At 68.3% G+C, this 24157-nt stretch carries 22 protein-coding genes; 15 read left to right on the forward strand and 7 right to left on the reverse strand.

The features are described 5' to 3' along the window. The 8 genes from queD to LO55_RS19585 all read left to right on the forward strand — a co-directional run bounded on the left by queD (position 1) and on the right by LO55_RS19585 (position 7087). Complete coding sequence (gene queD / locus LO55_RS19550; RefSeq protein WP_005670817.1) at positions 1-444, forward strand: 6-carboxytetrahydropterin synthase QueD; 444 nt, start codon at positions 1-3, stop codon at positions 442-444. After that, on the forward strand, positions 444-968 hold the full coding sequence (gene tadA, locus LO55_RS19555; RefSeq protein ID WP_051205216.1) for a tRNA adenosine(34) deaminase TadA: 525 nt from the start codon (positions 444-446) through the stop codon (positions 966-968). Before queD ends, tadA begins: the two co-directional genes overlap by 1 nt. A gap of 174 nt (positions 969-1142) precedes the next feature. Continuing rightward, complete coding sequence (locus LO55_RS19560; RefSeq protein ID WP_071362758.1) at positions 1143-2072, forward strand: alpha/beta hydrolase; 930 nt, start codon at positions 1143-1145, stop codon at positions 2070-2072. After that, a complete protein-coding gene (gene ldcA / locus LO55_RS19565; RefSeq protein WP_071362759.1) occupies positions 2069-2986 on the forward strand; it encodes a muramoyltetrapeptide carboxypeptidase in 918 nt (305 codons plus the stop codon). Before LO55_RS19560 ends, ldcA begins: the two co-directional genes overlap by 4 nt. A gap of 97 nt (positions 2987-3083) precedes the next feature. Continuing rightward, positions 3084-4682 carry an ABC-F family ATPase gene (locus LO55_RS19570; protein WP_083415435.1) on the forward strand — a complete coding sequence of 533 codons (1599 nt, stop codon included), beginning with the start codon at positions 3084-3086 and terminating at the stop codon, positions 4680-4682. A gap of 69 nt (positions 4683-4751) precedes the next feature. Next, on the forward strand, positions 4752-5891 hold the full coding sequence (nadA, locus tag LO55_RS19575) for a quinolinate synthase NadA (protein WP_071362761.1): 1140 nt from the start codon (positions 4752-4754) through the stop codon (positions 5889-5891). Beyond that, positions 5888-6751 (forward strand): carboxylating nicotinate-nucleotide diphosphorylase, encoded by an 864-nt coding sequence (nadC, locus tag LO55_RS19580; RefSeq protein WP_071362762.1) that lies wholly within the window; start codon positions 5888-5890, stop codon positions 6749-6751. The genes nadA and nadC overlap by 4 nt, the downstream gene beginning before the upstream one ends. A gap of 18 nt (positions 6752-6769) precedes the next feature. Continuing rightward, entirely contained in the window at positions 6770-7087 is a 318-nt protein-coding gene (locus tag LO55_RS19585) for a hypothetical protein (protein WP_005670826.1), read from the forward strand. Positions 7088-7102: 15 nt separating this feature from the next. On the opposite strand, the gene LO55_RS19590 is transcribed toward LO55_RS19585, so the two are convergent. The 4 genes from LO55_RS19590 to nadB all read right to left on the reverse strand — a co-directional run bounded on the left by LO55_RS19590 (position 7103) and on the right by nadB (position 11658). Continuing rightward, positions 7103-8137, reverse strand: a complete 1035-nt coding sequence (locus LO55_RS19590) for an alpha/beta fold hydrolase (RefSeq protein ID WP_229410190.1) — start codon at positions 8135-8137, stop codon at positions 7103-7105. Then, the gene (locus tag LO55_RS19595) at positions 8134-9027 is read right to left on the reverse strand and encodes an NAD-dependent protein deacetylase (protein WP_071362764.1); all 894 of its coding nucleotides are present in this window, start codon (positions 9025-9027) and stop codon (positions 8134-8136) included. Before LO55_RS19595 ends, LO55_RS19590 begins: the two co-directional genes overlap by 4 nt. A gap of 95 nt (positions 9028-9122) precedes the next feature. Further along, positions 9123-10028 (reverse strand): DMT family transporter, encoded by a 906-nt coding sequence (locus tag LO55_RS19600; protein WP_071362765.1) that lies wholly within the window; start codon positions 10026-10028, stop codon positions 9123-9125. Between the two features lies 1 nt (position 10029). Further along, positions 10030-11658: an L-aspartate oxidase gene (gene nadB, locus LO55_RS19605; RefSeq protein ID WP_071362766.1), complete on the reverse strand. Its 1629-nt coding sequence runs from the start codon at positions 11656-11658 to the stop codon at positions 10030-10032. A 162-nt stretch (positions 11659-11820) separates the two neighbouring features. Between nadB and LO55_RS19610 the strand changes: the two genes are divergently transcribed. Further along, the gene (locus tag LO55_RS19610) at positions 11821-12315 is read left to right on the forward strand and encodes a pyridoxamine 5'-phosphate oxidase family protein (protein ID WP_005670836.1); all 495 of its coding nucleotides are present in this window, start codon (positions 11821-11823) and stop codon (positions 12313-12315) included. A 61-nt stretch (positions 12316-12376) separates the two neighbouring features. Next, positions 12377-12946: a nicotinamide riboside transporter PnuC gene (gene pnuC, locus LO55_RS19615; RefSeq protein ID WP_071362767.1), complete on the forward strand. Its 570-nt coding sequence runs from the start codon at positions 12377-12379 to the stop codon at positions 12944-12946. On the opposite strand, the gene LO55_RS19620 is transcribed toward pnuC, so the two are convergent. Further along, positions 12947-13348 carry a hypothetical protein gene (locus tag LO55_RS19620; protein WP_005670839.1) on the reverse strand — a complete coding sequence of 134 codons (402 nt, stop codon included), beginning with the start codon at positions 13346-13348 and terminating at the stop codon, positions 12947-12949. A gap of 182 nt (positions 13349-13530) precedes the next feature. Between LO55_RS19620 and LO55_RS19625 the strand changes: the two genes are divergently transcribed. Together LO55_RS19625 and LO55_RS19630 are read left to right on the forward strand one after the other, a co-directional pair. Beyond that, positions 13531-13866 carry a four-helix bundle copper-binding protein gene (locus LO55_RS19625; protein WP_071362768.1) on the forward strand — a complete coding sequence of 112 codons (336 nt, stop codon included), beginning with the start codon at positions 13531-13533 and terminating at the stop codon, positions 13864-13866. Between the two features lie 81 nt (positions 13867-13947). After that, positions 13948-15111, forward strand: a complete 1164-nt coding sequence (locus tag LO55_RS19630; RefSeq protein WP_071362769.1) for a tyrosine-type recombinase/integrase — start codon at positions 13948-13950, stop codon at positions 15109-15111. Positions 15112-15113: 2 nt separating this feature from the next. Here LO55_RS19630 and LO55_RS19635 read toward each other — a convergent pair whose 3' ends face one another. Beyond that, positions 15114-15392, reverse strand: a complete 279-nt coding sequence (locus tag LO55_RS19635; RefSeq protein ID WP_005670844.1) for a hypothetical protein — start codon at positions 15390-15392, stop codon at positions 15114-15116. A 203-nt stretch (positions 15393-15595) separates the two neighbouring features. On the opposite strand from LO55_RS19635, the gene LO55_RS19640 reads away from it, so the two are divergent. From LO55_RS19640 to LO55_RS19650, 3 genes are all read left to right on the forward strand, one after another. After that, positions 15596-17362: an amidohydrolase gene (locus LO55_RS19640; protein WP_071362770.1), complete on the forward strand. Its 1767-nt coding sequence runs from the start codon at positions 15596-15598 to the stop codon at positions 17360-17362. Positions 17363-17474: 112 nt separating this feature from the next. Then, positions 17475-19661, forward strand: a complete 2187-nt coding sequence (locus LO55_RS19645) for a histidine kinase dimerization/phosphoacceptor domain -containing protein (RefSeq protein WP_071362771.1) — start codon at positions 17475-17477, stop codon at positions 19659-19661. A 24-nt stretch (positions 19662-19685) separates the two neighbouring features. Beyond that, the gene (locus LO55_RS19650) at positions 19686-22169 is read left to right on the forward strand and encodes a two-component system response regulator (RefSeq protein ID WP_071362772.1); all 2484 of its coding nucleotides are present in this window, start codon (positions 19686-19688) and stop codon (positions 22167-22169) included. Positions 22170-22172: 3 nt separating this feature from the next. Here LO55_RS19650 and LO55_RS19655 read toward each other — a convergent pair whose 3' ends face one another. Further along, positions 22173-24140 (reverse strand): PKD domain-containing protein, encoded by a 1968-nt coding sequence (locus LO55_RS19655; protein WP_071362773.1) that lies wholly within the window; start codon positions 24138-24140, stop codon positions 22173-22175. Positions 24141-24157: the final 17 nt, after the last annotated feature.

Below are 24157 nucleotides of genomic sequence, written 5' to 3' on the forward strand. Positions count from 1 at the left end.
ATGTTGACCATTACCCGCAAGCTCGAATTCGATGCCGGACACCGGATTCCCGACCACAAGAGCCAGTGCCGCAACCTGCACGGGCACCGCTATACCCTTGAGATTACTCTGACGGGCCAGGTGATCGATTCCGACGGCAATTCCGACAATGGCATGATCATGGATTTTTCCGACGTCAAGGCCCTGGCTAAGCAGCACCTGGTCGACGTGTGGGATCACGCCTTCATTGTGTACGAAAAGGATGACAAGGTGCGCGAGTTCCTGGCAAGCCTGCCAGACCACAAGACGATCGTGATCGACCGCATCCCGACCGTCGAGAACCTGGCCCAGGTGGCGTTCGACATCCTGAAGGCCGTGTTCATCGACCGCTACGGTACGGGCCTGCGCCTGCACAAGCTGGTGCTGCACGAAACCCCGAACTGCTGGGCCGAGATCACGGAATGATGCCGGATTCGACCCTCCAGGCCACCGGGAACGCTTCGCCGGATGCGGCGGCCGGGCGCTATATGGGGCTGGCCCTGGCCCAGGCGCAATTGGCCTGGGACCGGGGCGAGGTGCCGGTCGGCGCGGTCGTGGTCAAGGATGGCGAGGTCATCGCGACCGGCTTCAACCAGCCGATCAGCGGCCACGACCCGACCGCCCATGCCGAGATCGTCGCCTTGCGCGCCGCCGCCGAAAAACTGGGCAATTACCGGCTCCCGGGCTGCGAGCTGTACGTGACGCTGGAACCCTGCATCATGTGCTCGGGGGCGATGATGCATGCGCGCCTGGCCAAGGTGGTGTACGCGGCGCTGGACCCGAAGACCGGCGCCTGCGGCTCGGTCGTCGATCTGTTCGCCGAAGACAGGCTGAACCACCACACCGCCGTGGTCGGCGGCGTCATGGCGGAGGAGGCGAGCGCCTTGCTCAAGGCCTTTTTCGTGGAACGCCGCAACGCGGCGCGCAAGCCCGCCGCCATCCAGGGCTGACCGGGAAGGGCGCTCCCAGCCGCATTCCATCAGGCGGAGCGCCATCCGCGCCAATTAGCTGTTATGCTGTTTTCAAGTCGCCATGACGGCACGGCCGTCCGACCCTAGGGATGTGAACCACGAACAGCATCGGCGCCAGGCTGGCGCCACATTACGCGCTCCTGACCTGCCGTCATGCCCACCCTCCACGCCAATGGCCTGCGCATCGCCTTCGACACCGCGGGCGACCCCAAAGCCGCGCCGCTGCTCCTGATCCACGGCCTCGGCATGCAGCTGACCAACTGGCCCGACGACTTCGTCGAAGGGCTTGTCGAGCTCGGCTTTTACGTGATCCGCTTCGACCACCGCGACTGTGGCCTGTCGACCAGGTTCGAACAGGCCGGCACCCCGAACCTCACGCTGGCGCGCATCAAGGCCGCCCTGGGCTGGCCGCTGCGCTCGCCCTATGGCATCGAGGACATGGCGGCCGACGCCCTCGGCGTGCTGTCGGCGCTGGGCGTGGCCCGGGCCCACCTGGTCGGCGTGTCGGCGCTGGGCGGCATGATCGCCCAGCAACTGGCGGCGCGCCACCCGCAGCGGGTGCTGAGCCTGACCTCGATCATGTCCACCAGCGGCCGGCGCGGCCTGCCTGGGCCGGGCGCGGCGGTGCGCAAGGCGCTGGCCAGCCATCCCGCCGATCCCACCGATCTCGACAGCGTCATCGAGCACGCCGTCGGGCTGCTGCGGCTGCTCGGCAGCCCGTCCTATCCGACCCCGGACCGGCAGCTGCGCAAGCGCGTCACGCGCTCCATGCGACGCTGCTATTGCCCAAGCGGCAGTGCGCGCCAGATGCTGGCGCTGCTTGCCGCCGGCGACCGCAGCGCGCTGCTGCCGGCGATCTCGGCGCCGACCCTCGTCATCCACGGCGCCGCCGATCCGCTGCTGCCCGTGGCCTGCGGCCGCGACGTGGCACGCCACATCGATGGCGCGCGGCTCGAGATCATCGAAGGGATGGGCCACGACCTGCCGCCCCAGCTGGTCGAGCGCATCCTTGCCTTGATCGACTCCCATGCGCGGGGTAAGATGTTGCCAGATTCAACACCCCGGCTCTTCGTCAAACAGTGATCACTTCCCGTCCCGGCATCGCCATCGTGGCGCCAGCCGGCTGCATTCCCGAGCCATCGGCGCTCGAACGCGCCATCGCGCGCCTCGAAGGGCAGGGCTTCCTGGTGCGTAATTACTACGACCACAGCTGCACCCACCAGCGCTTCGGCGGCACCGATGACGCACGCCTGGAACAATTGCACGCCGCCGTGGCCGATCCAAGCGTGCATCTCATTATTGCCCTGCGCGGCGGCTATGGCATCAGCCGCCTGCTGCCGCGCATCGATTTCGAGGCGATCGCCGCCAGCGGCAAGATCGTGGTCGGCTTTTCCGACCTGACGGCCCTGCACATGGGCCTGATGGCGAAGGCGGGCGGCCTGAGCTATGCCGGGCCGATGATCGCGGGCGACTTCGGTGCGCTCGAACCGGTCGCGTTCACGCTCGACGATTTCTGGGCCTGTCTGGCCGGCCCGACGCACACGATCACCGAGCGCATTGCCGGCAATCCGCCGCTCGACGTGCGCGGCGCCGTCTGGGGCGGCAACCTGGCCATGATCGGCGCCATGGTCGGCACGCCGTATTTTCCGCGCATCGACGGCGGCATCCTGTGGCTCGAAGACATCGCCGAACATCCGTACCGCATCGAGCGCTTGCTGCTGCAACTGATGCAGGCCGGCGTGCTCGAACGCCAGCAGGCGGTGATGCTGGGCGACTTTTCGGGCTATCGCCTGGGGCCGATGGACAATGGCTACGACTTCGACGCCATGCTGGCCTATTTGCGCCAGACCCTGCCGCTGCCGGTATTGACGGGCCTCTCCTTCGGCCACATCGAGCGCCGCGTCACCATTCCGTTCGGCGCCCAGGGTCACCTGGTGTCCGATGCCGACGGCTTCCGCCTGACCTTGTCCGACTATCCGACCCTGCGCCGCATCTGATCCGCGCGCCACTGTCCGGAATCCACCCTTATTCGCCTGGCAAGGCGCAGAATGGTAGAATAGCCGGTTAATCAAATATGCTTTTTGGGGTAATACAGTGCTATCCACAGCCAATATCACGATGCAATTCGGCGCCAAGCCGCTGTTCGAGAACATTTCCGTCAAATTTGGCGAGGGCAACCGCTATGGCCTGATCGGCGCCAACGGCTGCGGCAAGTCGACCTTCATGAAGATCCTGGGCGGCGACCTCGAGCCGTCCGCGGGCAACGTCAGCCTCGATCCGGGCGAGCGCCTCGGTAAGCTCCGCCAGGACCAGTTCGCCTACGAAGACGTGCGCGTGCTGGACGTCGTCATGATGGGCCACACCGAGCTGTGGAACGCGATCGCCGAACGCGATGCGATCTACGCCAACCCGGAAGCCACCGACGACGACTACATGAAGGCCGCCGAGCTCGAAGGCAAAGTGGCCGAATACGACGGCTACTCGGCTGAGGCGCGCGCCGGCGAACTGCTGCTGGGCCTGGAAATCGCCACCGAGCTGCACCAGGGCCCGATGAGCGCCGTGGCGCCGGGCTGGAAGCTGCGCGTGCTGCTGGCCCAGGCCCTGTTCTCGAATCCGGATATCCTGCTGCTCGACGAACCGACCAACAACCTGGACATCAACACGATCCGCTGGCTGGAAAACATGCTCAACGAGCGTAATTCCACCATGATCATCATTTCCCACGATCGTCACTTCCTGAACCAGGTCTGCACCCACGTGGCCGACATGGACTACGGCACCCTGAAGGTCTATCCGGGCAACTACGACGACTACATGCTGGCCTCGACCCAGGCACGCAACCAGCAGCTGGCGAACAACGCCAAGGCCAAGGAAAAAGTGGCCGAACTGCAAGACTTCGTGCGCCGCTTCTCGGCCAACAAATCGAAGGCGCGCCAGGCGACCTCGCGCGCCAAGCAGATCGACAAGATCAAGATCGAGGAATTCAAGCCTTCTTCGCGCGCCTACCCGTTCGTGCGTTTCGAGGGCGAGAAGAAGCTGCACCGCCTGGCGGTGGAAGCCGAGAACATCTCGAAGGCCTACGAGCGTCAGTTATTTAAAAACTTCTCGATCATGGTCGAGGCGGGCGAGCGCATCGCGATCATCGGCGCCAACGGCGCGGGCAAGACCACGCTGCTGCGTTCGATCGGCGGCGACCTGTGCGGCCTGCAGCCGGACACCGGCCGCGTGAAGTGGGCCGAGAACGCCAATCCGGGCTATATGCCGCAGGATCCGACCGAGGAATTCGCCAGCGGCGAAACGCTCACCGACTGGATGGGCAAGTGGACGCAAGAGGGCGACGACGACCAGGCCGTGCGCTCGATCCTGGGCCGCCTGCTGTTCGGCGGCGACGAAGTCAAGAAGTCGGTCAAGGTGCTGTCGGGTGGCGAGAAGGGCCGCATGATGTACGGCAAGCTGATGCTGGGCCGTCACAACGTGCTGCTGCTGGACGAGCCGACCAACCACATGGACATGGAATCGATCGAATCGCTGAACATCGCGCTCGACAAGTACGCCGGCACCCTGATCTTCGTCTCGCACGACCGCGAGTTCGTGTCCTCGCTGGCCACCCGCGTGATCGAGATCCGCGAGCACGACGTAGTCGACTTCCAGGGCAACTACGAGGAATACCTGCGCAGCCAGGGCATCGACTGATCGACAGGTAGACATCGATTCGAAGGAGGGCGGGGCCCCGGCCCCGCCAACGCGAGGAGACGCGCGAGCATGAATGCCGTGACAGCACCAATCAAGACCTATGAATACGACCGGCCCCAGGCCGGCATGGCCTGCACCGCCGAGGCCTGGGCGAAAGTCCCGAACGCGCCGGAAATGGCCGAGCGCGCCGAACTGAAGGACCGCATCCGCCGCCTCCTGAAAGAAAAGGGCGCCGTGCTGGTGGCCCACTACTACGTGGACGCCGACCTGCAAGACCTGGCCGAGGAAACCGGCGGCTGCGTCTCGGATTCGCTGGAAATGGCGCGCTTCGGCCGCGACCATCCGGCCCAGACCCTGGTGGTGGCCGGCGTGCGCTTCATGGGCGAGACCGCCAAGATCCTCAGCCCCGAGAAGACCATCCTGATGCCCGACCTCGACGCGACCTGTTCGCTCGACCTGGGCTGCCCGGCCGACGAGTTCGCGGCCTTCTGCGACCAGCATCCGGACCGCACCGTGGTGGTGTACGCCAACACCAGCGCCGCCGTGAAGGCGCGCGCCGACTGGATGGTGACCTCGTCGATCGGCCTGGACATCGTGGCCGAGCTGCACGCCCAGGGCAAGAAGATCCTGTGGGCACCCGACCGCCACCTGGGTTCCTACATCCAGGCCAAGACCGGCGCCGACATGCTGCTGTGGCAGGGCTCCTGCCTGGTGCACGACGAATTCAAGGGCATCGAGCTCGACCTGCTCAAGGCCGAATACCCGAACGCCAAGGTGCTGGTGCATCCCGAGTCGCCGGCCAACGTGGTGGCCCAGGCCGACGCGGTCGGCTCGACCACCCAGCTGATCAACGCGGCCCAGACCATGGACGCGACCCACTTCATCGTCGCCACCGACAACGGCATCCTGCACAAGATGCGCATCGCCGCCCCGGGCAAGACCTTCATCGAGGCGCCGACCGCCGGCAACAGCGCGACCTGCAAGAGTTGCGCGCACTGCCCGTGGATGGCGATGAACGGCTTGCGCAATCTGGCGGAAGTGCTGGAATCGGGCGCCAACCAGATCCACGTCGAGCCAAGCGTCGGCCTGCAGGCGAAACGCGCGATCGACCGCATGCTCGACTTCGCCGCGGCCAAGCGCGCCAAGGCGCTGCCCACCGGCAAACTGGAAAACAATGCCCCGATGTTCTCGGGGGTAGGACCCGCATGACCACACTGAAGAACCCACACGCCCAGTTCGACGACAAGCTGCAAGCCGCCTTCGAGCAGAACATCCTGGCTGCGCTGCTGGAAGACGTCGGCACTGGCGACCTGACCGGCAAGCTGGTACCAAGCGACACCCGGGTGACGGCGCGCGTCATCGTGCGCGAAGCGGCCGTGCTGTGCGGCGCGCCATGGTTCGAGGGCCTGATGCTGGCGGTCGACCAGGATACCGAGATCGACTGGCACTACGCCGAGGGCGACCTCATGGCGCTTGACTCGACGGTGTGCACGATCCGCGCCAATCCGCGCTCGCTGCTCACCGCCGAGCGCGGCGCGCTGAACTTCATGCAGCTGCTCTCTGGCGTGGCGACCGCCACCCGCCGCTACGTCGACGTCATTGCGGGCACGAATGCCGCGATCCTCGACACCCGCAAGACCTTGCCGGGCCTGCGCCTGGCGCAGAAATACGCGGTGCGCGTCGGCGGCGGCAAGAACCAGCGCATGGCGCTGTATGACGGCATCCTGATCAAGGAAAACCATATCGCGGCGGCCGGCGGCGTGACGGCCGCGCTGCAGGCGGCGGCCAGGCTGGATTCCGGCGCGCCGGTGCAGATCGAGGTCGAGACCATCGCCCAGCTCGAGGAAGCGCTGGCCGGCGGCGTGAAATCGGTCCTGCTCGACAACTTCGACCTGGCGCGCATGCGCGAAGCGGTCGAGGTGAATGCCGGCCGCGCGCTGCTGGAAGCCTCGGGCGGCATCAATATGGAGACCGTGCGCGCGATCGCCGAAACGGGCGTCGACCGCATCTCGATCGGCAGCCTGACCAAGGACGTGCGCGCGACCGACTACTCGCTGCGCATCCTGTAATCCCTCATCACGACATCCATGACGACTACCAAGTTGAAACGTTCGCTCGGCTTTCGCCTGTTCTGGCTCGGCTTCGGCCTCTTGCTGGGCGTGCCCCAGCTCCTCGACGGCATCATGTACGGCATGAAGGGCGAGCTGTTCTTCGGCATCGGCATGCTGCTGGTCGGCATCCGCGGCTTCCTGCGCCCGGTCGTGCTGGGCCGCGCCATGGCGCTCAAGCGCGACGATTCGGCCGAGGCGTCCTCGATCGGCTCGACCACGGTGCACGCCGTGCTGTCGCTGGCCATGGCGGGCAGCCTGATCGCCGGCCTGGCGATCAAGCTGGGCAATAGCTGATTCTACGCCCGCCGTCTACACCCCGCTCTCGCCGGCCGCCGCGGCCGTGTTCTCGCGCGCGGTCGGCAAATGCGCCGGCACGCCGACCTGGGATGCGATCGCATCGATCGCTCCCAGCACCTTGCCCGGCTCGGCGTAGTGCAGCATATGGCCCACCCCGGGCGTGACCGACAGCTCGCTGTGGCGCAGCGCCGCGTGCAGTCGCTCGGCATTGCGGGCGCAATCGCAGACGCCATCCTGGGTGCCCGACAGGATCTGTACCGGCACCTTCAGCCGGCCATAACGCCGCGCCAGCGACATCGCGGCCGGCACCATCAGGCTCGAATCGGCGGCGTTCGCCCGCAATTGGGCCGGCCGCAACACCATCCACGGCGACATCTCGCGGAAGCGCTCCGATACGGGTAATGGCGCGAACGCGCGTCCGGCCGCGGCTGGCCAGATCAGCCGGCCGGCCAGCGGCGCCACCGTATAGCGCAGCGCGTCGCCCACCAGCGGCAGGGCCGGCGGCGCGCCGACCATCACGTCCATGCGCAGGCTCGGATAGTAGTAGCCCGAGACCAGCACCAGTCCGCGCACGAAGTCCGGCACCTGCAGGCCCATCGCGAGCGCCACCAGCGTGCCCCAGGAGTGGCCGGCGACGATCGCGCTGGCGACCTGCAGTTCCTGCAAGGCGTGGTGCAGCAGGCGCGCCTGCCGGTCGGGTGTCCAGACCGTGCTGCGCGGCCGCTCGCTGTAGCCGAAGCCGGGGCGGTCGAAGGCGATCACCCGGTAATGCTCGGCCGCGGCGTCCAGCACGCCGCTACGCTCCCAATCGGTCGCGTCGACGCCATTGCCGTGCAAGAGCACCAGCGCCGGCCCGGTTCCGCGCTCCAGGTAATGCAGGCGCACACCGTCGACCGTGATGAAGCGGCCGGCGGGAGGATGCGCCTGTTCGGCGCGCCGGGTCCTGGCGCGCACGAACAGCCACGAAGCCAGAAGGCCGATGCCGGCAAGCGCGGCCCCGGTCGACAAGCGGCGGCCGGAGCTTGCGCCGCGAAGATTCGATGTCACATGGTCCCCCTATGGTCGATGAGGTCGGATGGCGGCGCAGGCCGGTTCGCGTCCAGCAGTTGCGCCACCTGCGGCAGGATGTGTTCGGCCGAGGCTTCGAGTTTCAGCGCCAGCATGTCGTCGGCGCGGGTGCGGCCGAGGTTGATGGCGGCGATCGGCTTGCCCGCCGCCTGCGCCAACCGGCAGAAGCGAAAGCCCGAATACACCATCAGCGACGAGCCGACCACCAGCAGCGCATCGGCCGCCTCCATCTGCGCCAGCGCGCAGGCGGTGCGCGCCGGCGGCACGTTGTCGCCGAAAAAAACGACGTCGGGCATCAAGACCCCGCCGCAGTGCACGCACGCCGGAATGGCGACGCCGGTGACGGCGTCCGGATCGAGCGCCGCGTCGCCATCCGGCAGCGGCGTGGCCATCGCCTGCAGCAGGGCCGGGTTGGCGAACTCCAGTTGGGTCTGGACGAAGGCGCGCGGAAAGCGTGCATCGCAGGCCAGGCAGCTCACATAATGGATATTGCCGTGCAATTCGAGCAGCGCGTGGCTGCCGGCCTGCTGGTGCAGGCCGTCGACGTTCTGGGTCAGGATGAAACCGAGCTTGCCGGCCGCCTCGAGGGCGGCCAGCGCCCGGTGCCCGTCGTTGGGCCGGGCGCGCGCCAGCAGCGGCCAGCCGACCATGCTGCGCGCCCAGTAGCGGCGCTGGACCGCCACGTCGCGCCGGAACTCGGGCCCCTGGATCGGCAGGCGGCCGCGGCGTACGCCGTCACGGTCGCGGTAATCGGGGATGCCGGAAGCGGTCGACAGGCCGGCGCCGGTCAGGACCAGCGTGCGCGGGTGCCTGGCCAGGAACGCGGCCAATGCCCCGACGCCCTCGTGAATGCTGAGACCTTCTGCCATGCCGCTCCTTCCTCCAATGCTTTCCTCCCATGCATGGGATCGTAACATCGGCCATCCGGACGCCACACACGATTCCCCGGATCAGCGCGCCGCGCTCACCTGGCGGATACGGCGATCCCGCCAACGATCATCCCGAATGCCAGCACATGATACAGGTGCGGCGCCTCGCCGAGAAACGCGGACGACAGCAGCGCCGTGAACAGCGGCGTCAGGTTGATGAAGAACGCGCCCAGGCTCGGCCCGGCGCGCTGCACGCCCGCGCCCCAGCAGCGCATGGCGATGATGGCCGGCCCGATCGCCACGTACAGCAGGGCGGCGGCGAGCGGCCAGCTCCAGGCGATGTGCACGTCCTTGACCGCCCATTCGCCGCCGGCCAGCGCGCCCGACCACAGCACGCCGAACCCGACCTGGGCCAGCAGGAAGGCGGCCCAGTCCGCGCGCAGCGCCGGCACGTCCTTTTGCTGCATCAGCAGCCAGCTGTAGAACGACCAGGCGATGGTGGCCAGGATCATGTACAGGTCGCCCGCCACCAGCCGCAGCGCCGCCAGCTCGGCCAGCGAGCCGCGACACATCACGACCAGCACGCCGGCGATCGACAGCGCCGCCCCCACGACCTGCTTGCGCTTGACCGGCACGTTGAAGAACAGCCGCCCGACCAGCAGCATCCACACCGGCACGCCGGAGGCGACCAGGGTCACGTTGATCGGCGACGAACTTTGCAGCGCCAGGTATTGCAGCGAGTTGTACAGGCCGACGCCCAGCAGGCCGAGCATGCTGTAGCGCTTCCAGTTGGCCAGCACGCCGTAATCGGCGCGCAGGACGGCCCGGCCCAGCGGCAGCAGGACGGCGAGCGCGATCGACCAGCGGATCAGGTTGAGCGTCATCGGCGGCACCGCGTCGCGCACCAGGCGTCCGACGATGGCGTTGCCGGCCCACAGCACGGGCGGGACGGTCAGGAGCAGGGCGGTGGCCGGGGTCAGCCGATAGCCGGGCGTCGACATCTCAGCCGCGCCGCGGCGTCAGGACGCTCGGCAGCGCCTTCGGCAGCGTGTCCGGGAAGTCGCGCGAATAATGCAGGCCGCGGCTCTCGTGGCGCGACAGCGCGCTCTTGACGATCAGGTGCGCCACCTCGACCAGGTTGCGCAGCTCCAGCAGGTCGGGCGTGATGCGGAAGTTGCGGTAGTACTCGTCGATCTCTTCCTTGAGCAGCTTGATGCGGTGCTCGGCGCGCTCGAGGCGCTTGGTGGTGCGCACGATGCCGACGTAGTTCCACATGAAGCGGCGCAGCTCGTCCCAGTTGTGGGCGATGACCACTTCTTCGTCGGCGTTGGTGACGCGGCTCTCGTCCCAGGCCGGCAAGGCCGGATGCTCGACCGGGGTGCTGGTCGCGATGTGCTCGGCGCAGGCGCGGCCCACCACCACGCATTCCAGCAGCGAATTGCTGGCCAGGCGGTTGGCGCCGTGCAGGCCGGTGCAGGCAGTCTCGCCCACCGCATACAGGCCGGGGATGTCGGTGCGCCCGGCCAGGTCGGTGACCACGCCGCCGCAGGTGAAGTGCACGGCCGGCACCACGGGGATCGGCTCGCGCGTGATGTCGATGCCCAGTTCCAGGCAGCGCGCGTAAATCGTCGGGAAGTGCTCCTTGAGGAACTCCGGGTCCTGGTGGCTGATGTCCAGGTCCATGTGGTCCAGGCCGCGCTTCTTCATCTCGAAGTCGATGGCGCGGGCGACCACGTCGCGCGGCGCCAGCTCCCCCCGTTCGTCATGGGCCGGCATGAAGCGGGCGCCCGCAAGCGGGCCGGCCTCTTGCGGCAGCTTGAGCAAGCCGCCTTCGCCGCGGATCGCCTCGGTGATCAGGAACGATTTGGCATAGGGGTGGTAGAGGCAGGTCGGGTGGAACTGGATGAATTCCATGTTCGACACCCGGCAGCCGGCGCGCCAGGCCATGGCGATGCCGTCGCCGGTGGCGGTGTCGGGATTGGTGGTGTACAGGTAGACCTTGCCGGCGCCGCCGGTGGCCAGCACCGTGTGTTCGGCCTCGAAGGTCAGCACCTTGCCGCTCTCGATGTCCTGCACGTACAGGCCGTGGCAGCGCGGCTGGCCGACCAGCGACGGCGCGCCGGCATGGATGCCGTCGGGGCCCAGCTTGTCGGACGTGATGACGTCGATCGCCACATGGTGCTCGAACAGCGCGATGTTCGGGTGCGCGCGCACCTTCTGTTCGAGGGTCACCTGCACCGCATGGCCGGTGGCGTCGGCGGCGTGGATGATGCGGCGCTGGCTGTGGCCGCCTTCGCGGGTCAGGTGGAAGCCCAGTTCGGCCGTGGCGTCGCGCGTGAACGGCACGCCCTGGTCGATCAGCCATTCGATGGCGGCGCGGCCATGCTCGACGATATAGCGCGTGGCGCCTTCGTCGCACAGGCCGGCGCCGGCGACCAGGGTGTCGTCGATGTGCTGGTCGTGACTGTCGCCCGAATCGAGCACGGCGGCGATCCCGCCCTGGGCCCAGCTGCTCGCGCCATCGAGCAGTGCCCGCTTGGAGATGATGGCGACCTTGCGGGTCTGGGCCAGGTGCAGGGCAACGGACAGGCCGGCCAGGCCGCTGCCGACGATCGCGACGTCAAATTTCATGGCAATGTCAAATTTGTACAGAGGCATCACTATAAGCGATTTGTCATCCTCACGTCAGGCTCGCCGTCAGGCTTGCCGAGGGCCGCCACTGTACGGCTGCGCACCGAAAGGCGCGGCCCGGCCGTCTAGGATGGGGTTTTACTCATCCATCAAGGACACGCCATGACCGCAGACCGCCACCACGCAGCCGCGCTCGCCGACCGGATCGGCTCGATGCGCTTCGCCATGTTCACCTTCCGCGACGGGTATGACCACCTGGTCAGCCAGCCCATGACCAAGCAGGACGTCGACGCCGAGGGCGGCCTCTGGTTCTTCGTCAATTCCACGACCGAGCTGTGGGACAGCATTGCGCACCAGCCCGAGGTCAACGTCAGCTTCGCCGACAACGAAAACAGCACCTATGTGTCGGTCAGCGGCCGCGCCGAGCGCGTGGTCGACCGCGCGCAAGTCCAGGCCCGTTGGAATCCGATGGTCCAGGCCTGGTTCCCGGCCGGCCCGGAAGACCAGCACGCGGTGCTGGTGCGGGTCGATCCGCACGCGGCCGAATACTGGGATTCGAACGACAGCAAGATGGTGCGCCTGTTCGCCATGGCCAAGGCGGCCGTGACCGGCACCCAGCCGGACGTGGACGGCGAGCACGGCACCATCAAGCTGTAGTTCTTGCAGTAGGGCACATACGTGCCTTACAGTAGCGCTCCCGAATTCTGGAGCGCATACGATGACCAGCCCGCTCGAACTGGCGGCCAACGCCTTCACGGCCGCCGCCATCCTGCTGGCCGGCCGCAACAACGTCCATACCTGGTGGACCGGCATCGTCGGCTGCGCGCTGTTCGGCCTGCTGTTCGCCCGGAACCGGCTGTATGCCGACGTCGTGCTGCAGATGTTCTTCGTCGGCACCGGGGTGTTGGGCTGGTGGCGCTGGTTGCGCGGCAATAACGGCGCGCCGCTGCCGATCACCCACGCCGGCTGGCGCAGCCTGGCATGGATGATCCCGGCCGGGATCGCCGCCACCGCCGCCTACGGCGCCTTGCTGCACTTTTACACGAACGCCTACGCGCCCTTCATCGATTCGGCGGTGCTGGTGTTCAGCGTCATCGCCCAACTGCTCATGATGCAGCGCCGGATCGAGAATTGGCCGGTCTGGCTGCTGGTCAATACGATCGCCGTGCCGCTGTACTACAGCCGCGGGCTGCACCTCACGGCCTTTCTCTACCTGTGCTTCTGGGTCAATGCGATCGTGTCCTGGGTCTGGTGGACCAGGCTGGCCAGACGCGAAGCCGGCGCCTGATCAGGGCTGGGTCGGCGGCAAGTCCCTTTCGTCCTGGTTGCCGCCCGTCTCGCGCGCCCCCAGCCCGGTTTCCCTTGGTCCCGCCTGGCTGGCGCGGGTATCCTGGGCGCCCGGATTGGCATGGGTCATGGCCGCATCCACCGACTCGGTGCGCGGCGCCGCGTCGCGCGTCTCGACGTTGGTGGCGGCTGCGTCCGGCGCCGTGTCTGCCGTGCCGTCGGGCGCGTTGACGTAGGGTCCCGATTGGTTGCGGGTGAGGCCCGGTCCGCCGTTGCCGCCGGTCTCGGTCTGGCTCTCGTGGCTGGGCGTGGCGCCTTGCTGGCCGCTGGTCAGGCCGCCGACGCCGACGGTCACGCTGCCGTCGTCGGGTTTGCCCTGGGGTGTCGATGTGGACTGGGTCATCTGCGCCTCCTGTCGAGTTGGTGTGTGATGCGCAATTGTGACGCTCCGGGAGCGGTGCGGGTATCGGCGGCGGTGGGCAGGCGCTGTAGGAGGGTGGCGCATGAGCATGCTCGCAGGTATCGTGCGCGAGCGCCGCGGGTCGAATGCTAGGGTAGCTCCATCGACCATTTCTGGAGACTGCCATGGAAAAACCTGACTACGCCGCCTGCATCGCGGCCTGCAATGCCTGTGCCGACGCCTGCGACCGCTGCGCCGCCGCCTGTTTGAGCGAGGAAGACGTCAAGATGATGGCGCGCTGCATCGCCCTCGACATCGATTGCGCCCAGCTGTGCCGCCTGGCGGCGGCGGTCATGGCGCGCGGCGGTGAGATCGCCGCGGCGCTGTGCGGGGTGTGCGCCGAGGCCTGTGAGCGCTGCGCCGGGGAATGCGCACAGCACCCGATGGACCACTGCCAGGCATGCGCGGCCGCCTGCCGCGCGTGCGCCGACGCCTGCCGGCGCATGGCTGCGGCCGCTTGATACGGATCTGTCCGATATCCCTTCCTGAGCCGGAGACGTGGTGCTATACTGTATATTCATACAGTTCTTTATCGCACCACCATGCCCGTCTTCCTGCCGATCGACCTCGACCCGCTGCCCACGGAACATCCGGACCGGGCAGCGGCGAGTCGTCCGGACACGGGCATCTTCTCCGGCGTGCACGACGAACCGGTCACCTCGGCCCGCAACGACGCCGAACTGGCGCGCGAATACATCTCGCATGGCGAACTGAGTGCCAAGTCGATCGCCAACCTGCAGAAAGAACTGTACCGCTTCCTGACCTGGTGCCGCGAAGAAGCGCAGAAGACCTTCCAGCAGCTGAACGTGGCCGACCTGAACGCCTACAAGGAGTTCATCCGCAACCCGCCGCCCGAGTGGGTATGCACGACCAAGTGGCCGCGCAACGACCCGCGCTACCGCCCGTTCTCGGGCCCGCTGTCCGACACCAGCCGGCGCCAGTCGATGATCGCCATCAAGGGCTTGCTGGCGTTCGCCGAGCACACCGGCTACCTGCGCCGCAATCCGGCGCGCCTGGTGCGCAATGTGCGGGCGCCGCATGCCGGCCGCATCACGCGCTACCTGACCCCGGCCGCGCTGGCCTATGCGCTGGCCGCGGCCGAGGCGCGCGACGCCGATTCCGACGCCGCGGCGCGCCAGCGCGCCCGCGACCGCTTCCTGCTGATCGCCTTCGCCCAGACCGGGGCGCGCCTCAATGAAATCGTCGGCGCGCGCATGGGTTCGATCTACAGCGAGGGCGACGGCCGCTGGTGGCTGGACGTCCTGGGCAAGGGCAACAAGCCGCGCCGGCTGCCGGTGCCGCCGGCCACCCTCGCAGCCTACCGCGACTACCGGCGCGCCTTCGGCCTGCTGGAACAGACCAGCCGCGGCGACCACATGCCGCTGGTGCTGTCGAGCCGCACGCGCGACCACGTGCGCGTCACCGACGAAGCGGCCTCCGAGGCGCTGAAGGCGATCTTCCAGCTGGCCGCCAGCGAGGCGGCGGCCCGGGGCGACGGCGACAGCGCCGCCATGCTGCGCCAGGCGTCGCCGCACTGGCTACGCCACAGCATGCTGACCAACCACGCCAACAGCGGGGTGCAGCTCAAGACCCTGCAAGACACCGCCGGCCACGCCAATATCGCCACCACCGCCGGCTATCTGCACAAGACCGACAAGGAACGCCACGACGAGATCCTCGGCGCGGACGGCAAGGGCATCCTGTAGGGTCAGACCGGGATCGACGAGGTCCCGCCGTCCGAGCTGCCGTAATTCTGCAACTCGTCGAGTGACAGACGGCGTTCGTTGAGCGCCGTCACGATCGAACCCAGCTGTTCATCGTCGGGCTGGATATAGACGATGCGTTGCTCGAGCAGGTTGTCCCAGTAGGGCGTGTAGGGCACGGCGGTCTCGGTCATCACCTTTGCCTTGAAACTGCCATCCTGCAGCTCGCCGACCAGGGTAATGCGCGCGGTATCGGGGACGGTATTCTGGACCGTGATGTTCATGCTCATCCTTTGAGTGATCAGTTCGTGTGGAGCCATTGTGACGCAGCCAGGGATTGCATGCACGCCGCCGGGCGCCTGCCGTGCGCACCCTGGCCGGGTGGAACGATCGATGGTATCGAATGCCATCGTCAAAATTATCCGCTTTTCAACATTGGCGACGGCGACCGATACTGGACGCTGCTCAACCAACAAGGAGTCAAGCAATGAATCCACTCGCGCTCGCACTGTTCGCCGCCGGACTACTGACCGCCGCGACTGCCGAGGCCCAGGCCGACCTGATCGTCACCAACGGCAAAATCGCCACCATGGCCGCCGAGGGCGAATTTGTCCAGGCACTGGCGGTCAAGGATGGCAAGATCGCCGCCGCCGGCAGCAACGAGCGCGTGCTGCGCCTCAGGCAGAAAGACACACGGGTCGTCGACGTGGGCGGGCGCACCGTGATTCCGGGCCTGAACGATTCCCACACCCACGTGATCCGCGCAGGCCTGAACTACAATATGGAAGTGCGCTGGGATGGCGTGCGCAGCCTGAAGCGGGCGATGGAGATGCTCAAGGAACAGGCGGCGCGCACGCCCGAGGGCCAGTGGGTCAAGGTCGTGGGCGGCTGGAGCGAGCACCAGTTCGCCGAAAAGCGCCTGCCCACCCTGGCCGAGATCAATGCCGCGGTGCCCGACAAGCCGGTCTTCATCCTCTATTTATATGGCAAGGCCTTCCTGAACCGGAAAGGCATCGAGACGCTCGGCTATACCAGACAGACCAGGTACCTCGACGGCGAGCTGGAAATCGACGCCGCCGGCAAGCCGACCGGGCTGCTGCTGGCGAAGCCGAACGCCATGATCCTGTACTCGACCCTGGCCAAGACCAACAAGCTCGACCGCGCCGACCAGCGCAACTCGACCCTGCACTTCTACCGCGACCTGAACCGCCTGGGGATGACCAGCGCCGTCGATGCCGGCGGAGGCGGCCAGGCCTATCCGGACGACTATGGCGTGACGCTCGAACTGGCGAAAGAGGGCAAGCTGACGGTGCGCACCGCGTACTACCTGTTCGCGCAGAAGGCCGGCAAGGAGCTGGAAGACTACGAGCGCTGGATCAGGATGACGAAGCCGAACCGCAACGACCACCTGTTCTATGCCAACGGCTTCACGACCGAGGGCGCGGGCGAGAACCTGGTCTCGAGCGCCGCCGACTTCGAGAACTTCCTGGAGCCGCGGCCCGACCTGCCGCACCATATGGAAGACGAGCTGGAGCGCGTGGTCACCCTGCTGGTCAAGAACCGCTGGCCGTTTCGCATCCACGCCACCTATGGCGAAAGCATCGAGCGCGACCTGGCGGTGATCGAAAAGGTCAACCGCAGCACGCCCCTGGCCGGCCTGCGCTGGATCGTCGACCACGCCGAGACGGTGACCGACGAGCAGCTGAAACGCATCAAGGCGCTGGGCGGCGGGGTGGCGGTGCAGAACCGCATGTACTTCCAGGGCGAGGCCTACCGGGCGCGTTATGGCGCCCAGACCCGGCAACTGCCGCCGATCCGCAAGATGCTCGAGCTCGGCCTGCCCGTGGGCCTCGGCACCGACGGCACGCGGGTGAGCAGCTACGGCCCCTGGCCGTCGATCTACTGGGCGGTCACCGGCAAGACCGCCGGGGGACTGTCAACCTGGCAGGCGAAAGACGTGCTGTCGCGCCACGAAGCCTTGCAACTCATGACCCGCGGCAGCGCCTGGATGAGCGGCGAAGAAGACGTCAAGGGCCGGCTGGTCGTGGGCCAGTACGCCGACTTCGCCGTGTTGCCGCAGGATTATTTCACCATGGACGTCGAGAAGATCAAGGACCTGGAAAGCCTGCTGACGGTGGTCAACGGCCAGGTCGTGTACGGCGCCGGCCAGTTCGAAACCCTGTCGCCGGCGCTGCCCGCGGTGTCTCCGGCCTGGAGTCCGGTGACCCGCTTCGGCGGCTACCAGAACCGCTGACCCTGCTTGTATCGGGAGGCGCGGCGGCGTAGGGTGGAGCCACCAGGAGGGCAAGCCCATCGCCCCATACTCCTTCCGTCGCCGCGCGCCGACCATCCGTCAATGGCTGGCCTTGCTGCTGGCGGCCTTCATCGTCCCGACCACGATCGCGGTGGTCGCGCTTTTCCTGCATTCCTATGGCCGGGAGCGGGCCGGCATCGAACGCGCCTCCCAGGACGTGGCGCGGGCGCTGATGCAGGCAATCGACCGCGAGCTGAGCAGCGCCCAGGCCGCCCTCCAGGCGCTGGCGACCTCGCCCAGCCTGGACGCCCACGACCTGCGCGCCTTCCACGCACAGGCCATCGAGGTGCTGCACGCGCGGCCCGGCAATGTGCTGGTGGCCGCCGATACCAGCCTGGACCAGGTGATCAATACCGGCCTGCCGTTCGGCGCGGCGCTGCCGCGGCATGGCAACGCGGAGCAGGTGCGGCATGTGTTCGCGACGGCCCGGCCGCAGGTATCCGACCTGTACGTGGGGCCGACCGTCAACCGCCTGCTGAGCAGCGTCGACGTGCCGGTGGTGCGCGACGGCCGGGTGCGCTACGTGCTGTCGATGCAATACTTCGGCGAGCGCCTGGGCGCCATCCTCGAGCGCCAGCGGGCGCCGCCGGGGGCTACTGTGACGATCTACGACGGCAAGGCGCGCATCGTGTGGAGCAGCCGGGCCCGTCGCGCCGAGGTCGGCCGGCGCGCCAGCTCGGCCCTGGCGGCCGGTTTCGCGCTGGGGCCGGAAGGCACGGTCGATGAACCCGGGCAGGATGGCGCCGGCCTGGTGACCGTGTTCAGCCACTCTTCGCTATCGGACTGGACGGTGGCGATCGCCCTGCAGCGCAGCGTGCTCAACGCCAGCCTGTGGCGCGCGCTGGAATGGATCGTGGTGGGCGGTTGTGGCTTGCTGGCGCTGGGGGCGGCGCTGGTGGCGCTGATCGGCACCCGCATCGAGGCGGCGTTGCGCGGGCTGGTGCGTCCCGCCATCGCCCTCGGCCACGGCGAGCAGGTGGTGCTGCCGCCGCTGCCCCTGGACGAGGCGCTGGACGTCGGCCATGCCCTGGTCCAGACCGCGGCGCTGCTGCGCGAACGCACCATCCAGCGCGACGAGGCCGAGCACGCCGAACGGGTGCTGCGCGAAGCCAAGCGCGCGGTCGAGCGCAGCGAAGCCTTCCTGCGCGGGATCTTCGAAGAAACGCCGGACGGCATCCTGCTGGTCGGTCCCGGCGGCCGGGTGACCCGCGCCAATGTCCAGGCCGAGCGCATGTTCGGCTACGCCGCCGGCGCGCTGGAAGGGCTGGCGCTGGATGCGCTGCTGGTGGAGAGCGGCCCGACGCCGGCCTCGGTGTACGAGCGCATGCGGGCCGCCCCGGCCCGGAGCAGCATGGCCGGCACCACCCACCTGCGCGGCCTGCGCCGGGACGGCCCGGCCTTCGCGGCCGACGCAATGGCCAATCCGCTGCCCGAGCGTGCGCTCCTGATCGTGACCGTGCGCGACGTCAGCGCCGGCTGGGAACAGGAAGAAGCGCTGCGCCAGGCGCTGGACGACAAGAGCACCTTGCTCAAGGAGCTGTACCACCGGGTCAAGAACAATCTGCAGCTGATCATCAGCCTGTTCAACCTGCAGGCGCGCACGCTCAGGGATGGTCGTGCCCAGCGCGCCCTGTCCGAGGCCGCCAACCGGGTACGCGCCATGTCGCTGGTGCACGAGCGCCTGTACCAGTCGCGCACGCTGGGCACCATCCGCCTCGACGACTACGTGCGCGAGCTGTGCGACCAGCTGGCCAGCGCCAATGGGGCCGACCGCCGCGGCATCGCCCTGGCGCTCGAGGTGGCGCCGGTCGACGTCGGGCTGGACCTCGCTGTGCCGCTGGGCCTGCTGCTCAACGAACTCGTCTCGAACAGCCTCAAGCACGCTTTCCCGGCCGGGCGGCGCGGCACGATCCGGGTGACGCTGGCGCCGGACGCCGGGGAGGGCGCCGATGCCAGCGAGCAGATGCTGCGGCTGACCGTCCACGACGATGGCATCGGCCTGCCGCCGGACGCCGAACGAACTTCTCCCCAGACGCTGGGTCTAAGACTAGTTGCCGCCTTGAGCGAGCAGTTGCATGCGGAGCTGGTATTCGAAAATCGCGACGGCGCCTGCGTCATGCTCGTCTTTCCTGCCCCGGCCAACGGCAGGCGCGGCCCCGACCACGCGGCGGATACCTTGTCCCGGCACGCGGCCACCCATCGCACCCATGATCGCACCTACACAGCGGCGCCCGAATAGGCCGCCACCGACCCAGGAACCCGTATGCTGCAATCCCTCCCCGGCGCCGCGCAGGACGCGCCGGCCCTGCTGGTGGTCGAGGACGAAGCCGTGGTCGCCATGGACATCGCCGGCCAGTTGCGCGACATGGGTTACCGGGTCTGCGGCTGCGTCGACAATGGCCGCGACGCCATCGCGCGGGCGCGCGCCGACCGGCCCGACCTGGTGCTGATGGACGTGGTGCTCAAGGGCGACATGGACGGCATCGCGGCGGCCGCCGCCATCGGCGCCGAACTGCAGATCCCGATCCTGTTCCTGACCGCCTACAGCGACGACCAGACCGTCGACCGCGCCGCCGGCGCCATGCCTTACGGCTATCTGACCAAGCCGTTCCAGGGACGCGAGCTGCGCGCGGTGATCGAGGTCGCGCTGCGCAAGGCCGAGGTCGAGCGCGCGCTGCGCGACAAGGAGCGCTGGCTCAGCTCGGTACTGCACGGGGTGGGCGACGCCGTGATCGCCCTTGACGCCGACGGCCGGGTCGGCCTGGCCAACCCGGCCGCCGAAAGCCTGCTCGGCGCCGAGATCTTGCGCGGACGCAGCGCCGCCGAGGTCGTGCGCCTGGAGGACGATGCCGGGGGGACGGTCGGACTGGCGCACCACGATTGCACGGCGCGCAGCGGCGCGGCGATGCTGGTGACCGGCGCCGGCCAGCGCATCCCGGTCGATTATTCGGCGGGCCCGATCTGCGACGAACGCTCCCACCCGATGGGCACGGCGATCGTGCTGCACGACGAGCGCGAACGGGTGGCGGCCGAGCTGCGCCTGGCGCACAGCGAGCAGCGCTTTCGCAGCGCCTTCGACAATGCGCCGCTCGGGCTGGCGCTGGTGGACCGCGACAACCGCTACGCCCGCGTCAACCGCGCCATGTGCCGCCTGCTGGGCGCGCCGGCCGAGGCGCTGGTGGGCGCCGTCCAGGACGCCTTCGGCGACAGCGGCGACAATGCGATCGAACGCGAGTACCAGCAAGACCTGCTGGCCGGGCGCAGCGACGCGGTCCAGTACGAACGACGCTACCGGCCCAGGGACGGGCGCACGGTATGGGCGCTGGTGTCGGCCACCTTGCTGCCGGCCGACCACGAACCGCAGCACTTCCTGATCCAGGTGAACGACGTCACCGAGCGCAAGCGGGCCGAGGAAGAACTGGCCCACCTGGCCCACCACGACGCCCTGACCAGGGTCGCCAACCGCGCCATGCTGAGCGAGCAGGTCGAGCGCGAGCTGGCCGTGGCGCGCCGCCGCGGATCGCGCCTGGCGGTGGTCTTCATCGACCTGGATTATTTCAAGCACATCAACGACACCTATGGCCACGAGACCGGCGACGTGGTGCTCAAGGAGCTGGCGAGCCGCCTGGCCCACAGCGTGCGCGCGATCGACATCGTCGGGCGCCTGGGCGGAGACGAGTTCGTGGTGGTGCTGTCCGAGGTGTCCGACGCGCGCGATGTGGTCGCCCTGACCGACAAGCTGCGGCTCGAATGCGGCCGCCCGCTGCACTTCAACGGCCACGAGGTACGCCTGGCGGTCAGCATGGGCGTGAGCCTGTTCCCCGACGACGCCCGCGATTTCCGCACGCTGCTGCGCTTCGCCGACAGCGCGCTGTACCAGGCCAAGGGAGAAGGCCGCAACAACGTCCAGTTCTACCGGCCCGAACTCACGGCGCGCATGGAAATGCGGGTGCGGCTGGGGGCCGGCCTGCGCACCGCCCTCGAGCGCGGCGAACTGGAGATGTTCTACCAGCCGATCGTGGCCCTGGCCGACGGCCGCCCGGCCGCCGCAGAGGCATTGCTGCGCTGGCACCATCCCGAACTGGGCCTCTTGATGCCCGACCTGTTCCTGCCGATGCTCGAAGAATCGTCGATGGCCGAGGAGATCGGCGCCTGGACCATCCGCGAGGCCTGCCGCCAGGCCGCGCGCTGGAACGCCGACGGCGGCGCCGGCCTGCGCATCGGCGTAAACGTGACCGCGGCCCAGTTCAAGTCCGGCCGCCTGGCGCCGGTGGTGGAGGCGGCGCTGCGCGCCACCGGACTGGCGCCAGGCCGCCTGTGCATCGAGATCACCGAGCAGAGCCAGCTGGCCGACACCGGGCAGACCCGCGCCACCCTGGCCGCGCTGAAAGACCTGGGCGTGCTGGTGGCGATCGACGATTTCGGCACCGGCTACTCGTCGCTGGGCTACATCAGCCGCCTCAAACCCGACGAACTGAAGGTCGACAAGTCGCTGGTGACCGACGTCGACACCGACGCCGAGCGCGCCGGGGTGGTGGTGGCCGCGCTGGCCATGGCGCGCAGCCTGCGCCTACTGGTGGTGGCCGAAGGCGTCGAGACCGAAGCCGAGCAGGCCTTCCTGCAAGCCCACGGCTGCGACATGGCCCAGGGCTTCCTGCATGCGCGGCCGATCCCGGCGCCGGAGTTCGAGGCATGGCTGGCGGCGGCCGGCCGGCCGAGGGGCGCCGGCGGGGCGCCGGCGCATTGATCCTCAGTGCGCACCCAGGCTCACCCTGCTGCCGGCGATGAGCGGGGCGCCAGGCGTGCCGGCCGCCGCGCCCGCGTCGCCGGCCGCATTGTCGTAGTCGAGCACCTCGGCTCCGGTCACGGCGTCGCGGTGCGTGATGCGCACATGGATGCGGCTGGCGTCGGCGGTTGCCCCGTCCCGCACCACGCTCAGGGCGAAGCGGTAGCCATGCCGTCCATTCAGCACCCCGCTGCCTTCATAGCGCACGCCTGCCGGATCGTGGGCCAGGGCGTCGTAGCCGCCGCTGTCGAATTCGATGCCCGGCGCGCTGAAGCGGATCGCGGCCTTGCCGCCACCGTGGGAGGCGTCGCCCGCGGAGTGGAAAGAGAAGCGGGCGATGCCGGCGTCGTGGGACGCGAGCCGCGACGCGCCGCGTGGCGACAAGAAGCGGCCATCGCCGGCGAGCACGATGCCGGACTCGCCCACGACGACCGTCGACTGCGCCACGCTGCGCTCGCCCCCGGTGTCACTCACCGTCAGGCGGACCTTGTACACGCCCGGCGTGCTGTACGTATGTTGTCCGCTGACGCCGCCGCTGCCGCGCGCCGAGGCGACACTGCCGGCGCTGGTGTTGCCGTCGCCCCACGACCAGCTTGCTGTGTGGGCATCGCGTACATCCCCGTCCCTGAACACGGCCGCGAACGTCAGCAGGGCGCCGGGCCGCGCCACGCCCTGGGTCTTGATGGACCCGATCACCGGCGGCGCCTTGCGGCAATCGCCCGGCACCAGCAGCACCAGCGCCCTGGTAGTGGTGCTGGCGACGATCGAACCGTTGTCCGAAACCGCAAGAGCCTCATCGAGTTCAAACCCGTCCGGAGCGTCCCTGAGACGGGTGTTCAGGTCGACCAGGCCCCCGGCACGGGTCCAGACGAAGGCGCGGGCGTTGAACCGGCCCACGACCTGGCCGTGCTTGTTGACGTCGCGGGCGCTCGAGTCGTCGACGCCCGGGGTGCCGAGCAGACGCGGACCGCCTTTGGGGGTCCACACGAAGGCAATGACCTTGCCCGGCCCGACCTCGCTTTCTCCTACCACCATGTCCTTGTCGTTCATTTTCAAGGCCCAGGCATCGCCGGGCACCTTCAGATCGGTCGTGCCGATGGCGGACGTCCAGAAGAATGCGGAGCGAGAACTGGATTGACTGGGTGCGAACGCGCCGTTGCCGACAATGTGCCCGGCCGCGTTGATGTCGGCCGCACGCGACCACGGGAACTGGTTCAACAGTAGCGGCTGCGGCGCCGGCCCCAGCGTCCACCGTGTCGGGACGAAGTAGTTGTATTCGAGTGGCGCCGGGATGTTGCTGAAGCCGACCACGACGCCGGCATCGTTCATCGCGGTCACGCGGGCGCGGCTGTTCAGCGTGCCCAAGCCACGCATGCCGAGACCGGGAATCCAGCGAAAGCCCTGGTCGGGGCCGTCCGCGGAAAACCGGGCATCGCCCGCGACGATGCCCAGGTTGTTGATCGCCCGACCCTCCGAGTAGTACATCCCGGGCGGGTTCAGGTTGACCATCCCCGTCGACTCGCTCCAGCGATAGGCATAGTATCCGGCGCCCATCGGTTCCAGGAAAGAGGTGCCGGTCACCTGTCCGCGATCGTTCAGCGCGCGAGCGCTGGTGTAGATCGCACCGTTGTTGCCGACCAGCGTACCGAGGTCGCGCACCCTGACGCCATCGTACAGCCTGGCGCGCGTGACGCCGATCGCGACAACCTCGGTGAGCGCCACCTGGCCCTTGGCATTGATGTCGGCGTAGGAATGGGCTTCCGCGGACAGCGGGATGATCCGATAGAGGACCTTTGCCGAAGGGGGAAGGGCACCGGCGCTCAGCGCCGTCGAGATCGACAGGCACAGGATCGCGACCGGATAGCGCAGCCGGCGCGTGCGGCTGCGGCGCTGGTGGCGAATGAACCGGGCGGCATTGGTGTTCGCTTGCATGTGATCCTCCTGACAAG

Source organism: Massilia timonae, from assembly GCF_001866515.1.
GTDB lineage: Bacteria > Pseudomonadota > Gammaproteobacteria > Burkholderiales > Burkholderiaceae_D > Telluria > Telluria timonae.

What these genes read in the sequence shown, in the direction of transcription:
- queD (WP_005670817.1), top strand. Translation starts at nt 1, where the DNA reads ATGTTGACCATTACCCGCAAGCTCGAATTCGATGCCGGACACCGGATT.
- tadA (WP_051205216.1), top strand. Translation starts at nt 444, where the DNA reads ATGCCGGATTCGACCCTCCAGGCCACCGGGAACGCTTCGCCGGATGCG.
- LO55_RS19560 (WP_071362758.1), top strand. Translation starts at nt 1,143, where the DNA reads ATGCCCACCCTCCACGCCAATGGCCTGCGCATCGCCTTCGACACCGCG.
- nadA (WP_071362761.1), top strand. Translation starts at nt 4,752, where the DNA reads ATGAATGCCGTGACAGCACCAATCAAGACCTATGAATACGACCGGCCC.
- nadC (WP_071362762.1), top strand. Translation starts at nt 5,888, where the DNA reads ATGACCACACTGAAGAACCCACACGCCCAGTTCGACGACAAGCTGCAA.
- LO55_RS19585 (WP_005670826.1), top strand. Translation starts at nt 6,770, where the DNA reads ATGACGACTACCAAGTTGAAACGTTCGCTCGGCTTTCGCCTGTTCTGG.
- LO55_RS19595 (WP_071362764.1), bottom strand. Translation starts at nt 9,027, where the DNA reads ATGGCAGAAGGTCTCAGCATTCACGAGGGCGTCGGGGCATTGGCCGCG.
- LO55_RS19600 (WP_071362765.1), bottom strand. Translation starts at nt 10,028, where the DNA reads ATGTCGACGCCCGGCTATCGGCTGACCCCGGCCACCGCCCTGCTCCTG.
- nadB (WP_071362766.1), bottom strand. Translation starts at nt 11,658, where the DNA reads ATGAAATTTGACGTCGCGATCGTCGGCAGCGGCCTGGCCGGCCTGTCC.
- LO55_RS19610 (WP_005670836.1), top strand. Translation starts at nt 11,821, where the DNA reads ATGACCGCAGACCGCCACCACGCAGCCGCGCTCGCCGACCGGATCGGC.
- pnuC (WP_071362767.1), top strand. Translation starts at nt 12,377, where the DNA reads ATGACCAGCCCGCTCGAACTGGCGGCCAACGCCTTCACGGCCGCCGCC.
- LO55_RS19620 (WP_005670839.1), bottom strand. Translation starts at nt 13,348, where the DNA reads ATGACCCAGTCCACATCGACACCCCAGGGCAAACCCGACGACGGCAGC.
- LO55_RS19625 (WP_071362768.1), top strand. Translation starts at nt 13,531, where the DNA reads ATGGAAAAACCTGACTACGCCGCCTGCATCGCGGCCTGCAATGCCTGT.
- LO55_RS19630 (WP_071362769.1), top strand. Translation starts at nt 13,948, where the DNA reads ATGCCCGTCTTCCTGCCGATCGACCTCGACCCGCTGCCCACGGAACAT.
- LO55_RS19635 (WP_005670844.1), bottom strand. Translation starts at nt 15,392, where the DNA reads ATGAACATCACGGTCCAGAATACCGTCCCCGATACCGCGCGCATTACC.
- LO55_RS19640 (WP_071362770.1), top strand. Translation starts at nt 15,596, where the DNA reads ATGAATCCACTCGCGCTCGCACTGTTCGCCGCCGGACTACTGACCGCC.
- LO55_RS19650 (WP_071362772.1), top strand. Translation starts at nt 19,686, where the DNA reads ATGCTGCAATCCCTCCCCGGCGCCGCGCAGGACGCGCCGGCCCTGCTG.
- LO55_RS19655 (WP_071362773.1), bottom strand. Translation starts at nt 24,140, where the DNA reads ATGCAAGCGAACACCAATGCCGCCCGGTTCATTCGCCACCAGCGCCGC.